Consider the following 12,360-nt stretch of genomic DNA (forward strand, 5'->3'; position numbering starts at 1 on the left):
TTGAGTTCTTGATTGCTGGTCATCCCCCGCCTGACTAGCCGTCTATGCTGATGTTTTGCCTTACTTGGGGGATGAACTCAATGGCTTCGGTGGAAAGGACAGCCTACCCGCTCTTGCCCAGTCAGTTGCCAGCTAAGGAGCTGCATCGATGCTATTCCCTGTCTGATTCAGAGATCGAATGGGTCAATAACACCGCTAAGAGTCCAGCGCTATCGATTGGGCTGGCAATCCAACTAAAGGTGTTTCAGCAGCTACACTATTTTGTTCCGTTCGAGGAGCTTCCTCAGGAGCTCATCAGTCATGTCCGACAATGCCTTCGCTACGGCGCACGAATAGCTCCGCGCTACAGCAACCCCCGCACCCTTTACCGACACCAAGCGGCGGTTCGGCAGTACCTGCAGGTTACACCCTTCTATAGCAGCGACGGGCTAGCGATCACTGAGGAAATCGCACGTGACTGCGCTGTAGTGCTTGAGCAGCGAGTCGATCTCATTAATGCCATGCTTGATGAGCTGATTCAGCGTGGCTATGAGCTTCCGGCTTATTCGACGCTCAACAACATCGCAGAAACCGCTTTGGCGAGTGCTCAGGAAGTTACCTTCAACCTGATCGTGCTCCGAGCGCCAATCGAGGTGATCTACAAGCTAAAGGAGCTGCTCGACACGGATTTCGGGCGTCGGCAGAGTGACTTCAACGCACTCAAGCAGGCACCCAAGAAGCCTTCCCGCAAGCACCTGGAGGTGTTGATCGACCACCTGGCGTGGTTAGAGAGCTTCGGAGATCTGGATGCCATTCTTGAGGGGGTCGTCGATGCTAAGATCCGCCACTTCGCCACCCAAGCCGCCGCGTCGGACGTCGCCGAGCTGAAGGACTGCTCGCTGCCGAAACGCTACACACTGATGCTGGCCTTGATCTATCGGATGCGGGTGCGAACTCGGGATCACCTGGCCGAGATGTTCATCCGACGGATTTCGACGATCCACAAACGCGCCAAGGAGGAGTTGGAGCAAATCCAGGCGCGGCAACGCCAGAAGCTGGAGCAACTGGCGGCCACCCTGGATGGCGTGGTGCAGATTCTTGTTCAGGAACCGGATGACCAGGAGGCTGGCAGTCTGATCCGGGAATTCCTCTCTCCCGATGGCAACCTGGATCGGTTGCGCGAGACTTGCGCCGAAGTCCAGGCTACGGGCGGTAACAACTACCTGCCGCTGATCTGGAAGCACTTCAAGTCCCATCGCTCGCTGTTGTTCCGTCTGAGCCACCTTCTTCAACTGGAACCCACGACTCAGGATCGCTCACTTATCCAGGCGCTTCAGCTCATCCAGGACAGCGAAAATCTACACCGCGAGTGGATCGACGAGCATGTCGACTTGTCGTTTGCGTCGGAGCGCTGGGTTAAGGTCGTGCGTCGTCCTGCCAGTGAAGGGCCACCTACCAACCGGCGCTATCTGGAAGTCTGCGTGTTCTCTTACCTGGCCAGTGAGCTGCGCTCGGGTGATATGTGCGTGCTGGGGTCGGAATCTTTCGCCGACTACCGTAAGCAGTTGCTGCCCTGGGAAGAATGTTTCCATCGTCTACCGGCCTACTGCGAAAAGGTGGGGCTGCCTGGCACGGCGAAGGAGTTTGTCGCCTCCCTCAAGATTCAGCTGGAGGAAACCGCGCAGCATCTGGATGAAAAATTCCCTTCTTGCCGAGGTGACGTATCGATCAATGAAGCCGGCGAACCGGTGCTACGCCGAGTGATAGCGCGGGACATCCCGCCTTCGGCCATCTCGCTACAGACGGCGCTTATGCAGCGCATGCCGGCCAGGCACGTGCTCGACATCATGGCCAACATTGAGCATTGGATTCAGTTCACTCGGCAATTCGGGCCGATGTCCGGCAACGAGCCAAAGCTCAAAGAACCGGCCGAGCGCTACCTGATGACGATCTTCGCCATGGGCTGCAACCTTGGCCCCAACCAGGCCGCACGGCATCTGGCCGGTAATGTCACGCCGCACATGCTGTCCTATACGAATCGCCGCCATCTCTCGCTTGAGAAGTTAGACAAGGCTAACCGCGAGCTGGTGGAACTCTATCTGCAACTTGACCTGCCCAAGCTCTGGGGCGATGGCAAGGCGGTGGCCGCGGACGGTACGCAGTTCGACTTCTATGACGACAATCTGCTGGCCGGCTACCACTTCCGCTATCGCAAGATGGGGGCCGTGGCGTACCGACACGTGGCCAATAACTACATCGCGGTGTTCCAGCACTTCATCCCGCCTGGTATCTGGGAGGCAATCTATGTGATTGAGGGGTTGCTCAAGGTCGACCTCAGCGTCGAACCCGATACGGTGTACTCTGACACCCAGGGCCAGTCGGCCACGGTGTTCGCCTTCACTCATCTGCTGGGCATCAATCTGATGCCGCGTATCCGCAACTGGCGCGACCTGGTGATGTGCCGGCCAGATCGCGGCGTTTCGTATAAACACATCAACCGTCTGTTCACCGACACCGCCGACTGGCACCTGATCGAAACCCACTGGCAGGATCTGATGCAGGTCGCGTTGTCAATCCAGGCCGGCAAGATTTCCTCACCTATGCTGCTGCGCAAACTTGGCTCCTACAGTCGGCGCAACAAGCTCTATCATGCCGCGCAAGCGCTGGGCAGCGTGATCCGGACGATCTTCCTACTCAACTGGATCGGCAGCCGCGAGTTGCGCCAGGAAGTCACCGCCAACACCAATAAGATCGAGTCCTACAACGGCTTCTCTAAGTGGCTGTCCTTTGGCGGTGACGTGATCGCCGAAAACGATCCGGACGAGCAACAGAAACGCCTGCGCTACAACGACATGGTGGCCTCGTCGGTGATCCTGCAGAACACCGTGGACATGATGCGCATCCTGCAGAAGCTCGCCCGTGATGGCTGGCAGTTCACTGACGACGACGTATCGTTTCTCAGCCCCTACCTAACCAGCAATGTCAAACGTTTTGGGGAGTTCAACCTGAAACTCAAACGCCCACCGGAACCCTGGATCAAGGATTCCATTTTCCAGCAGGCTGCGGGATCAATGCGTGCGAAACAGATGTCTGACAGCAACGTTGAGGTGACGAACTGATGCATATCCCGCCAGCTTCGTTCCGCGTGACACCTTATGGGGACGTCGATACCAAGGTACTCGACTCTCTGCGTGCAAGCTACGACACCGCTCAGTTGCTCAACTTGGTCGACCGGCTGGATGCCTGCCTTGCTGAAATCGGAGGGGTCGGCAGCATTCGAGAAGACTTCCTACGCCTGCATGGCATGGCCATGACGGTACTGGAAGGTTTCCCCCTCACTGTGGCTACCAGTGATGTCGACAGTATTTGGGCGCAGGCGATGGCCCTTCAAGAGGATATTTCTGCTTTATGTTCATGCTTGCAGGCGGGTTCTAAACACGTTGCTCCTTTGGCAGCGCTTGCTCCTGACTATCAGGACTAGACTATTCGTGCAAATGGGCTGCCGGCAGACTGAATACAATGGAGGTGCAGAGTAAAACTGATGCTGCAGGACTGACGAGTAACTCTATAGCATCGCTGTACTGTGGGGTGAATTTGACTCTGGGTAGCCGGTTTTGACGCCCTGTAGGCACGCTGCCATCCTCCCGGGCATCGGCCTAGATAAAACTACTGACGAAGCCTTCGGGCTTACATTAGCCACGAGCGGACTTGCATTAAATCTCAATGGACTCACGCTTTCTAAAAAAAACCAGAGCCACTTTCCAGAGGCAAAGATTAGTCGTCGTGACGGGTACTGACCTCTGGTGTGCAGGGGTGATCAGGCTCGGATGCCGCTCTCTTATCCGCGCGCGATATGAAGCGCTGATAGCATTCAAGGCCACAGAAGTGCACGACGTACTCGGTACCTTCCGGCGTCAGTGCGGCGTCAAGGGAAATTTCCTTGCAACATTCGCAGCAACTGATAGTGGGGGTGTCGTTTGCGTTCATGATGGGGTTTCTCCATCGTCCAAGAAAACCTAGTAACTCTTCCACACCTGCGATCGAACCTGCGCGCAGATCGACCTGCGGCTGGCAGTGCAGCAACAATTCCCAACGCTCCCAAGCCTGCCGCAACTCGGCAGCGGAGACCGCGCCGTGCTCCGAGCGGGTCACGCCCGCTTCCGAAAGGCCCGTAGAGCCGCTCTCAGGAAGAGGACGAAGAGAACCGTCAGCACGAGCGTCGCGAGGCTCCAATGCTCGCTGACGAAGGCCCCGGCCGCAGTCCCCGAGAGCAGTAATGCCAGCACCGGCAGATGGCAGGGGCAAGTGAGCGCGGCGAGCACACCCCACGTGTAGGCGTGCCAGCGGGGCATCTTGATTGATTCGGATTGGTTGGTATTACGCATGGGTGTGACCTTCGATGGCACGATGAGTCAGCCCGGCCAACTCCGTTTTCACTGCGTCTAAAGCTGCCAGCCGGGTCGCGATTTGCCCAAGCAAGCGGTCGATACACCCGATCACATCGGTACTATCGTCTGCATCGAGCGCTCGACAGAGCCGCGCCAATTCGTCGAGCCCGATACCGGACTCAAAGGCGGCACGTACGAAGCACAGCCGCGCCAGGGACCGCTCATCGAAAATGCCGTAACCGCTTTCCGTGCGCCGCGCGGGGTGCAGCAAGCCGCGCAGCATATAATCTCGGACTATATGGACACTGACGCCCGCGTCCTCGGCCAATCTGGATATGGAGTAGGCATTCATCGCCGACACTCCCGACCTTCACCGCAAACTGGGGCGCTCAGATATTTCCTTCCGGCTAGGCGCTCAGGTAGCCAGATGAGCAACGGTGCAGCTCCCAGAGCCAGTAGCAGCCACAACCTGGAGAGATGCTCGCCGTTTTGGTCAAACACATAAGCCAATAGCGCACCAACTGCGAGCAACAGGAAGTGAGGCCCCGTTATGTAGCAGTGAAGGCGGCGACAACGCGTGGCGTTGACCAGGCAGGCGCCGCCCATCACGGCCAGCGCGGCGCCTGCTGCCAGGAACAACGCGGGGCGTCGATTAGACAGAACAATCGCTATCGTCGCCACGACGGCAGGCAGGCCCCAGAAGCTGACCAACTGCCATGTCTTGCGTAGGCTGTCGCACCTACCGAGATCGTCTGCCGTGTTGCTCATGTTTCAACCTCCCTCTCTCATTACCCTGCGCAGCAGGACAATTGTTTGACGTCTTTGTTAAAGGTCTGTGCGGCGAGTTTCAGTCCCTCGACCATCGTCAGGTAGGGGAACAACTGGTCAGCCAATTCCTGCACGGTCATACGGTTGCGGATGGCGAGTACCGCCGTCTGGATCAGTTCTCCTGCTTCCGGGGCCACAGCCTGCACTCCCAGCAGTCGGCCGGAGCCCGCTTCGGCAACCAACTTGATGAAACCCCGCGTGTCGAAGTTGGCCAACGCGCGCGGCACGTTGTCCAGGGTCAAGGTGCGGCTGTCGGTTTCGATCCCGGCGTGCTGCGCTTCGGCTTCGCTGTAGCCGACGGTGGCCACTTGCGGATCGGTGAACACCACGGCCGGCATGACGTCGAGATTGAGCTTGGCCTCGCCGCCGGTCATGTTGATTGCCGCGCGGGTGCCAGCCGCTGCCGCGACGTAGACGAACTGCGGTTGGTCGGTGCAGTCGCCGGCCGCATAGATATCCGCTGCGCTGGTGCGCATGCGCTCGTCGATCTGGATGCCGCCGCGCTCGTCCAGCTGCACGTCGGCCGCTTCCAGGTTCAGGCCCTGGGTATTGGGCGTGCGGCCGGTGGCGACGAGCAGTTGGTCGGCACGTAACTCACCATGGTTGGTGGCCAGTACGAACTCGCCGTTGGCGTGGGACACCTGGCTGGCTTGCGTTTGCTCCAGCACTTCGATGCCCTCCATACGGAAGGCCTCCGTCACCGCCGCGCCGATGGCCGGGTCTTCGTGGAAGAACATCGCACTGCGTGCCAGGATCGTGACCTCGCTACCCAGCCGGGCGAAGGCCTGCGCCAGTTCCACTGCCACTACGGAGGCGCCGATCACGGCGAGCCGCTTAGGGATTGTATCGCTCGCCAGTGCCTGGTCTGAGGTCCAGTACGGCGTGTCTTTCAGTCCTGGAATCGGTGGAACGGCCGCGCTTGCGCCGGTGGCGACCAGGCAGCGGTCGAAGGCTACGATGTGCTCGCCACCCTCGGCCAGTTTCACGCTGAGCGTGTGGCCGTCCTGGAAACGGGCGGTGCCGCGCAGCACGCTGATCGCCGGCGTGCTCTCCAGGATGCTTTCGTACTTGGCGTGGCGCAGTTCGGCGACACGGTCTTGTTGCTGCGCGAGCAGACGTTCGCGTAGGACGGTCGGCGTCATGGCGGAAAGCCCGGCGTCGAACGGGCTCTCGCGGCGCAGATGGGCCACATGCGCGGCACGAATCATGATCTTGGAGGGCACGCAGCCCACGTTGACGCAGGTGCCGCCGATGATGCCGCGCTCGATCAGGGTGACGCGGGCACCGCCTTCCACCGCCTTGAGCGCGGCCGCCATGGCGGCGCCACCACTGCCGATGACCGCGACGTGGAGCTTGTCGCCCTCTTTCCCGGCGTCAGTGCTGCTCAACCAACCCCGTGCCTTATCGAGCAGGCCAGGACGGGCTTGTACCATGGCGTCTTCGAACGCCGCTCGATACCCCAGGGCCTCGACAGCGGCCTGCATCTGCTCACGGCTTGCGCCCTCGTCGACCTTCAGTTCGGCCTTCCCGCTGGCGTAGGAAACATCCGCCCGATGCACGCCCGGAATCTTCTCCAAGGCCTCTTTCACATGCACGACACAGGAGGCGCAGGTCATACCAATGATTTTCAGTTCGGTCATTTCGTTACTCATTAGATCGTCTCTTGTCAGGTTCACTGGTTTGGCGGCGTCGGACAGGCATCCGGCCCACAACGGCGATGAGCGGGCGACACGAGATCCCATATCGACACCCCAAACATGAGGGCCAGGCCGATATAGAGCAGCCAACCGCTCCGCCAGCCATAAGCCCGCATAAAAAATACCGCTGCCAGTACCAGGGTAGGACCGATCAGGCCGAGCGCAGTCCGTCGCCACTGCCGATGATTGAGCCAGCCGAGGGCATTGACGAGCAGAGCCAGTCCAGCAAACAGAGGCAGCAGCGTGGTGATGAACAGGCCTTCCCACTGGCTCAAAAAGCCCAGACCGAACGCGGCCCCCAGACTAGCAAGGGCGGGAAAGCACATGGCGCAGCCTATGGCAGAAATCAGCACGCCGACGGAGCCGGCTTTGTCACCGATCCGCGTGAACAGATTGAGAGGATTTGCCATCGGAAGTCCCTCCTATTGCTTGACGCTGGACGGATAGCCAGCGTCCTCGGTCGCCTTAGTCAGCGCCAGGGCATTGGTCTTGGTATCGTCGAAGGTGACGATGGCCTCGCGGTTCTCGAAACTCACCTCAGCCTTGGTCACGCCATCGACCTTGGTCAACGCCGTCTTCACCGTAATCGGGCAGGCGGCGCAGGTCATGCCCGGCACCGCCAGGGTGACGGTCTGCGTGGCCGCCCAGACGGGTGTGGCGACCAGGCTGGCGAGGGCTAAGGATGCGAGCAGTTTTCTCATGGTGAACTCCTGATCAGTAGAACAAGGGAAGGATGTAGGGGAAGCCGAGCGCGACCAGCACCAAGGCCGCCACCAGCCAGTACAGCAGCTTGTAGGAGGTACGTACCTGAGGGATGGCGCAGACCTCGCCCGGTGCGCAGGCTTGAGCGGGGCGGAAAATGCGCCGGTAGGCGAAGAACAGCGCCACCAGTGCCGCGCCGATGAAGAGCGGGCGGTACGGTTCCAGCACGGTCAGGTTACCGATCCAGGCCCCGCTGAATCCCAGTGCGATCAGAATCAGCGGCCCGAGACAGCAAGCCGAGGCGAGAATCGCCGCAAGCCCCCCGGCGACAAGAGGGGCGCGCCCGTTTGATGGTTCAGACATGCATTTCTCCTTTCGAGCATTTGATCGATGGTTTAAGGTTAGTCCCGTAGTCATGTACGGAATCAAGCGGTATGAAAAACAATTTGGAAAGCCTGACCATTGGCGCTTTCGCCAAGGCGGCCGGGGTCAACGTGGAAACCATCCGGTTCTATCAACGCAAGGCGCTGTTACCCGAACCGGACAAGCCCTACGGCAGCATTCGCCGTTACGGTGAGGCGGATGTCGCCCGGGTGAAATTCGTTAAATCCGCGCAACGGCTGGGCTTTAGCCTCGATGAAGTGGCCGGGCTGTTGAGGCTGGATGACGGTGCTCACTGCGATGAAGCGCGTGTGCTCGCCGAGCAGAAGCTTGGGGATGTGCGTGGCAAGCTCGCGGATCTGCGACGGATCGAGTCAGTTTTGGAGCAACTGGTTCACGACTGTTGTGCGAGCCACGGGACTGTTTCCTGTCCGCTGATCGTTTCGCTGCATGGGGACAACTCGGGCGTTAACCGAGGATTTCCCGTTGCGTAAGGCGCCCCTGTTGGTCGGCTTGCGCTTAGAAAAAAGCGGCGCTCAATGAGCGCCGCTGAATGGCCAAAGGAGCACTTGCAAAGGGCACAGTTTGGTATTGCTATTTGCCCTCGCGCCTCAGCAGAGTGGGCTCACGTTGCATCTGGTCGAGTAGCACAGGCTCTACTTTGCAGGCGGACAGGCGGGCTGCGCTTCGCTACGGCCTGCCGCCGTGGGGCCCAGTTGCTTAATCTCCTTGACGGTTTCCGCCACCAGGGTCGCTTCAGCCCTCTCGCGTGCAGCAATTCGCTCAATCGCTCGGTCGCTCCCGCCCTCGGCCCATACGGTGGATGACAGCAGAGTCGCACCCACTACCAGCAGCAGTCTTAGGTGTTTCATAACGGCGATCTCCTCTCGGGTTTTCGATCCACGATTCAACTCTACCTCCGTAGTTAAGTACGGAATCAAGGAGAGAGGAGATGAAGGTCCTGGATTATGGCGCTGAGAGGAAATGGCAGGGCTCCGCCATGAAGACGGCGATTGCTTCAGGGCCGTCTAGGGCTGCTGCTGGGTCGTAGTCGTAAATTTTTTCGCTCATTCTGACCTCCACTCGCTGGCGAGTTTTTTAGCCGCTTCAATATCACGGCTTTGGCTGCTTTTGTCGCCGCCGCACAACAGCAAAACGAATTCATCACCTCGCTGCTGGAAATAGGGGTTGGGGGAGCAACGGAACAGAAAGTGCACTTAAGCTCAGTCGCTGCCCCGCAAACCCTTGCAACGTCTGGATAGTTTCGAAAAACGACCGTTTTATGAAACCGTTTCCGCTATCGCGAGGAAAGGTCACCAACACCCGAAAATCAGTGCAATAAACCTTTCTCACGAATCAAAGTTCGTTAATTCGCAGTCGCTGACGAGTAAAACGAACTCTAATTCGGCTTACGTTGGTTTTCAGTTCCATTGCTCCCCAACCCCCGATGTCGCCCGGGTGAAATTCGTAAAGTCCGCGCAACGGCTGGGCTTTAGCCTCGAAGAAGTGGCCGGGCTGTTGAGGCTCGATGACGGCGCTCACTGTGATGAAGCGCGCGTGCTCGCCGAGCAGAAGCTTGGGGATGTGCGTGGCAAGCTCGCGGATCTGCGACGGATCGAGTCTGTTTTGGTGCAACTGGTTCACGACTGTTGTGCGAGCCACGGGACCGTTTCCTGTCCGCTAATCGTTTCGCTGCATGGGTAAAACGCTCTGCGTTGGCCAGTGGTTGTGAAGGGAACCAGCGGACAAGGTCTACGGCTGCCGCGGCTGTGAAGCCGCACCGGTCACCGCCGACAAACCGGCTCAACTGATCGAAAAGAGCATGGCCAGTCCTAGCGTCCTGGCGATGCTGTTGATCACCAAATACGTCGATGGTCTGCCGCTGCACCGCTTCAAAAAAATCCTCGGTCGTCACGGCGTCGATATCCCCCGCCAAACCCTGGCGCGCTGGGTGATCCAGTGCGGCGAGCACCTGCAACCGCTGCTGAATCTGTCTACGAAAACAGCCCGGCGTGCCGCGTCGGCACGAAGGCCGTATTGCGGTGCAAACCAGCGATACGCGTTGGTGCTCGGACGGCTTTGAGTTCCGCTGCGAGGACGGAGCCAAATTGAGCGTAACCTTCGCCCTGGACTGCTGTGATCGCGAGGCCATCGGCTAGGTCGCGAGCCCGACCGGGTACAGCGGCGATGATATCCGCGACTTGATGCTGGAAAGCGTGGAGAGGCGCTTCGGTGATCAACTGCCCGCCACGCCGGTGCAATGGCTAAGCGATAACGGCTCGGCGTACACCGCCGACCAGACGTGCCTGTTTGCTCGACAGATCGGCTTGCAGCCGGTGACCCCCCAGTTCGCAGCCCGCAGAGCAACGGCATGGCCGAGAGCTTCGTGAAGACGATCAAGCGTGATTACGTGGCGCACATACCTAAGCCGGATCGAGAAACGGCACTACGTAACTTGGCCAATCCCTGTGATCCTGCGTGGTCGTCTTACTTTGCCCAACGTCGAGCTGCGATAGACGTGGATTGATTGCCCGGTACTAGACCATGGTGCTGACGAAAGACTTGAGCCGGATGAGGCGCGACTCTCATGCCCGGTTCTTTGGGGGCGGTGGCGCAGTAATGCGCTGCTGTTACCCGACGAAAGTGTACTTAAGCCCTACCATCTTATCTCGGCGCCATAAACCAGGACCTTCATCTCCTCCCTCCTTGATTCCGTACTTAACTACGGAGGTAGAGTTGAATCGTGGATCGAAAACCCGAGAGGAGATCGCCGTTATGAAACACCTAAGACTGCTGCTGATAGTGAGTGCGACTCTGCTGTCATCCACCGTATGGGCCGATGGCAGTTCCGATCGCCTGTACGGTAAGATGATCCAGGCCAACGAGCAATCCATGCGCGAATACGCTAGCGCCCAAGGCAAGAACCCGCCAGAAGTCACTCACTACCGCTATGGCATGAAGCTCGACATCGCCAAGGTCATTCACGTCACGTCGACCAATGGCAACTGCGATGTGATGCCTGCGCAAATGACCTACGAGGATTCGAGCGGAAACCTGCATATTCTGGAGTACCGCGTATCAGGAACGGACTGCAGGAGCCAGCACTGAGCATTGTTGACGTGTTGCTGACGGAAAAGTAATTTTCACGTCACCCTGACGTTATTTTGCATGTGGAAGTATGTAAGAAGCGCACCCGGCTATGCCCGGCGCGCTTCGGCATATACACAACCGCACAATGAAAAATCTGCCAAAACATCAAGAGCGTTTATGAACAACAAGGCCCTGTTGGGACTTTCTCAGATCGTCTTGAGCATCAGCGCTGCGCAGGCTGCAATGGCCGCCGAGGAAAAAGGCGAGGGATTCATCGAAGGCAGCAGCCTGAGCATCCTCAATCGAAATTTCTACTTCAACCGTGATTTTCGCAAAGGCCAGTCCAGCAGTACAGGAAATGGCTACTCGGAAGAATGGGCCCACGGAGTCATAGGCCGATTCGAGTCGGGCTCGGCCAGGCCGAGGACAATTACTCCAAGCTCGGCGGCGCCGTAAAGACCCGTTTCCTGGACACTGAAATCAAAGTAGGCGATGTCTTCCCTGTCACGCCTGTCGTGCAGTACGGCGATTCGCGACTGCTTCCGGAAAGCTTCCGCGGCGTCACCGCATACAACACCAGTGTCGAGGGCTTGGTGCTACAGGGCGGACGCCTGCACGCGATGAGCCAACCCAGCTCCAGCAGCATGCGGGATGATTTTGCAACCTTCTACGCAGGCGAAGTCGGCTCTCCGTGGATAGTCGGCGGTGATTACACACCCAACGACAACCTTGGCTTCAGCCTTTACACCAGTTGTCTCAAGGATGCCTGAAACCAATACTATACCGGCACTACCTGGAGCTACCCGCTTGCAGATGATGTCGCCTTGGTCGGTGGTTTGAATTACTACAAGGCCGTCGATGAGGGGAAGCAGCTCCTCGGCAGTTTTGAGAACGATATCTGGAGCGGCAAGGTCGGCCTCCGTGTCGGGGCGCACACCGGCGAGGGACGGAGACGGCCGACGTGAACCAGATCGCTATTGTGCCTTGCTATCGCCCTTCGGGGACTCCATTCCAATGTGTTGGTTCATGTTCTCCATCATTGTATTGCAGTTTTTCATCATCTTGGACATTTCCTGCATGTCCATCATCGGCATATGGTTGCCGTCCATCATGTGCATGTCCTCACCCTTATTTGTCTCGGCACTGCTTTGGGCGGGGGCTTTGGCCTGTTCGGCAAATCCCGTGGCAACAGTTCCAAGGGCTATGAAGGTAGCAAGGACGGTGTAGGTAATGGCGTTACGCATGGCGACTCTCCTCATCTACGACCTTGGTTTCCAGCCAGGCTGTGTATTGAA

Annotated in this window: 14 protein-coding genes and 5 pseudogenes; 8 read left to right on the forward strand and 11 right to left on the reverse strand. The window is 58.6% G+C overall.

What is annotated here, in order from left to right; translation table 11 throughout:
• Positions 1-80: 80 nt before the first annotated feature.
• A complete protein-coding gene (locus tag B2Y33_RS02040) occupies positions 81-3,098 on the forward strand; it encodes a Tn3 family transposase (protein WP_206405078.1) in 3,018 nt (1,005 codons plus the stop codon).
• Entirely contained in the window at positions 3,098-3,460 is a 363-nt protein-coding gene (tnpC, locus tag B2Y33_RS02045) for a Tn3 family transposase post-transcriptional regulator TnpC (protein WP_017849612.1), read from the forward strand. Before B2Y33_RS02040 ends, tnpC begins: the two co-directional genes overlap by 1 nt.
• A 293-nt stretch (positions 3,461-3,753) precedes the next feature.
• Here tnpC and B2Y33_RS02050 read toward each other — a convergent pair whose 3' ends face one another.
• From B2Y33_RS02050 to merT, 8 genes are all read right to left on the reverse strand, one after another.
• Positions 3,754-3,966, reverse strand: coding sequence for a DUF3330 domain-containing protein (locus B2Y33_RS02050; RefSeq protein ID WP_032805095.1), 213 nt, complete (start codon positions 3,964-3,966; stop codon positions 3,754-3,756).
• 161 nt (positions 3,967-4,127) lie between these two features.
• Complete coding sequence (gene merE / locus B2Y33_RS02055; protein ID WP_017849613.1) at positions 4,128-4,364, reverse strand: broad-spectrum mercury transporter MerE; 237 nt, start codon at positions 4,362-4,364, stop codon at positions 4,128-4,130.
• Entirely contained in the window at positions 4,357-4,719 is a 363-nt protein-coding gene (gene merD, locus B2Y33_RS02060) for a mercuric resistance transcriptional repressor MerD (protein WP_017849614.1), read from the reverse strand. The genes merE and merD overlap by 8 nt, the downstream gene beginning before the upstream one ends.
• Positions 4,716-5,135, reverse strand: coding sequence for a hypothetical protein (locus B2Y33_RS02065; protein WP_017849615.1), 420 nt, complete (start codon positions 5,133-5,135; stop codon positions 4,716-4,718). The genes merD and B2Y33_RS02065 overlap by 4 nt, the downstream gene beginning before the upstream one ends.
• 20 nt (positions 5,136-5,155) lie before the next feature.
• Complete coding sequence (merA, locus tag B2Y33_RS02070) at positions 5,156-6,835, reverse strand: mercury(II) reductase (RefSeq protein ID WP_031633059.1); 1,680 nt, start codon at positions 6,833-6,835, stop codon at positions 5,156-5,158.
• A gap of 32 nt (positions 6,836-6,867) precedes the next feature.
• Positions 6,868-7,302 (reverse strand): organomercurial transporter MerC, encoded by a 435-nt coding sequence (gene merC, locus B2Y33_RS02075; RefSeq protein WP_003131881.1) that lies wholly within the window; start codon positions 7,300-7,302, stop codon positions 6,868-6,870.
• 12 nt (positions 7,303-7,314) lie between these two features.
• A complete protein-coding gene (gene merP, locus B2Y33_RS02080; RefSeq protein ID WP_003131880.1) occupies positions 7,315-7,593 on the reverse strand; it encodes a mercury resistance system periplasmic binding protein MerP in 279 nt (92 codons plus the stop codon).
• 13 nt (positions 7,594-7,606) lie between these two features.
• Positions 7,607-7,957, reverse strand: coding sequence for a mercuric ion transporter MerT (gene merT, locus B2Y33_RS02085; protein WP_017849617.1), 351 nt, complete (start codon positions 7,955-7,957; stop codon positions 7,607-7,609).
• A gap of 71 nt (positions 7,958-8,028) precedes the next feature.
• On the opposite strand from merT, the gene merR reads away from it, so the two are divergent.
• Positions 8,029-8,469: an Hg(II)-responsive transcriptional regulator gene (gene merR / locus B2Y33_RS02090; RefSeq protein WP_003131870.1), complete on the forward strand. Its 441-nt coding sequence runs from the start codon at positions 8,029-8,031 to the stop codon at positions 8,467-8,469.
• Between the two features lie 162 nt (positions 8,470-8,631).
• Here the strand turns inward: merR and B2Y33_RS02095 are convergent, their stop codons facing one another.
• Together B2Y33_RS02095 and B2Y33_RS02100 are read right to left on the reverse strand one after the other, a co-directional pair.
• Entirely contained in the window at positions 8,632-8,847 is a 216-nt protein-coding gene (locus B2Y33_RS02095; protein ID WP_017849619.1) for a co-regulatory protein PtrA N-terminal domain-containing protein, read from the reverse strand.
• Between the two features lie 195 nt (positions 8,848-9,042).
• Positions 9,043-9,159: pseudogene (locus B2Y33_RS02100) on the reverse strand (type II toxin-antitoxin system RelE/ParE family toxin); the annotation flags it as partial.
• A gap of 262 nt (positions 9,160-9,421) precedes the next feature.
• On the opposite strand from B2Y33_RS02100, the pseudogene B2Y33_RS02105 reads away from it, so the two are divergent.
• The 5 genes and pseudogenes from B2Y33_RS02105 to B2Y33_RS02125 all read left to right on the forward strand — a co-directional run.
• A pseudogene (locus B2Y33_RS02105) lies at positions 9,422-9,679 on the forward strand (MerR family DNA-binding protein); the annotation flags it as partial.
• A 43-nt stretch (positions 9,680-9,722) separates the two neighbouring features.
• Positions 9,723-9,968 (forward strand): annotated as a pseudogene (locus tag B2Y33_RS02110) (IS66 family transposase); the annotation flags it as partial.
• Positions 9,969-9,981: 13 nt separating this feature from the next.
• Positions 9,982-10,436: pseudogene (locus B2Y33_RS02115) on the forward strand (DDE-type integrase/transposase/recombinase); the annotation flags it as partial.
• 314 nt (positions 10,437-10,750) lie between these two features.
• The gene (locus B2Y33_RS02120; RefSeq protein WP_033979951.1) at positions 10,751-11,083 is read left to right on the forward strand and encodes a DUF2790 domain-containing protein; all 333 of its coding nucleotides are present in this window, start codon (positions 10,751-10,753) and stop codon (positions 11,081-11,083) included.
• Between the two features lie 159 nt (positions 11,084-11,242).
• Positions 11,243-12,003 (forward strand): annotated as a pseudogene (locus B2Y33_RS02125) (OprD family outer membrane porin); the annotation flags it as partial.
• A gap of 36 nt (positions 12,004-12,039) precedes the next feature.
• Here B2Y33_RS02125 and B2Y33_RS02130 read toward each other — a convergent pair.
• Positions 12,040-12,309, reverse strand: a complete 270-nt coding sequence (locus B2Y33_RS02130; RefSeq protein ID WP_033979952.1) for a hypothetical protein — start codon at positions 12,307-12,309, stop codon at positions 12,040-12,042.
• Positions 12,310-12,360 lie beyond the last annotated feature (51 nt).

The organism is Pseudomonas sp. UBA5666, from assembly GCF_002420785.1.
GTDB classification, from domain to species: domain Bacteria; phylum Pseudomonadota; class Gammaproteobacteria; order Pseudomonadales; family Pseudomonadaceae; genus Aquipseudomonas; species Aquipseudomonas fulva.

Bases quoted from the DNA above. Each gene is read 5' to 3' on its own strand.
- B2Y33_RS02040 (WP_206405078.1), top strand. From the start codon at position 81: ATGGCTTCGGTGGAAAGGACAGCCTACCCGCTCTTGCCCAGTCAGTTG.
- tnpC (WP_017849612.1), top strand. From the start codon at position 3,098: ATGCATATCCCGCCAGCTTCGTTCCGCGTGACACCTTATGGGGACGTC.
- B2Y33_RS02050 (WP_032805095.1), bottom strand. From the start codon at position 3,966: ATGAACGCAAACGACACCCCCACTATCAGTTGCTGCGAATGTTGCAAG.
- merE (WP_017849613.1), bottom strand. From the start codon at position 4,364: ATGCGTAATACCAACCAATCCGAATCAATCAAGATGCCCCGCTGGCAC.
- merD (WP_017849614.1), bottom strand. From the start codon at position 4,719: ATGAATGCCTACTCCATATCCAGATTGGCCGAGGACGCGGGCGTCAGT.
- B2Y33_RS02065 (WP_017849615.1), bottom strand. From the start codon at position 5,135: ATGAGCAACACGGCAGACGATCTCGGTAGGTGCGACAGCCTACGCAAG.
- merA (WP_031633059.1), bottom strand. From the start codon at position 6,835: ATGACCGAACTGAAAATCATTGGTATGACCTGCGCCTCCTGTGTCGTG.
- merC (WP_003131881.1), bottom strand. From the start codon at position 7,302: ATGGCAAATCCTCTCAATCTGTTCACGCGGATCGGTGACAAAGCCGGC.
- merP (WP_003131880.1), bottom strand. From the start codon at position 7,593: ATGAGAAAACTGCTCGCATCCTTAGCCCTCGCCAGCCTGGTCGCCACA.
- merT (WP_017849617.1), bottom strand. From the start codon at position 7,957: ATGTCTGAACCATCAAACGGGCGCGCCCCTCTTGTCGCCGGGGGGCTT.
- merR (WP_003131870.1), top strand. From the start codon at position 8,029: ATGAAAAACAATTTGGAAAGCCTGACCATTGGCGCTTTCGCCAAGGCG.
- B2Y33_RS02095 (WP_017849619.1), bottom strand. From the start codon at position 8,847: ATGAAACACCTAAGACTGCTGCTGGTAGTGGGTGCGACTCTGCTGTCA.
- B2Y33_RS02120 (WP_033979951.1), top strand. From the start codon at position 10,751: ATGAAACACCTAAGACTGCTGCTGATAGTGAGTGCGACTCTGCTGTCA.
- B2Y33_RS02130 (WP_033979952.1), bottom strand. From the start codon at position 12,309: ATGCGTAACGCCATTACCTACACCGTCCTTGCTACCTTCATAGCCCTT.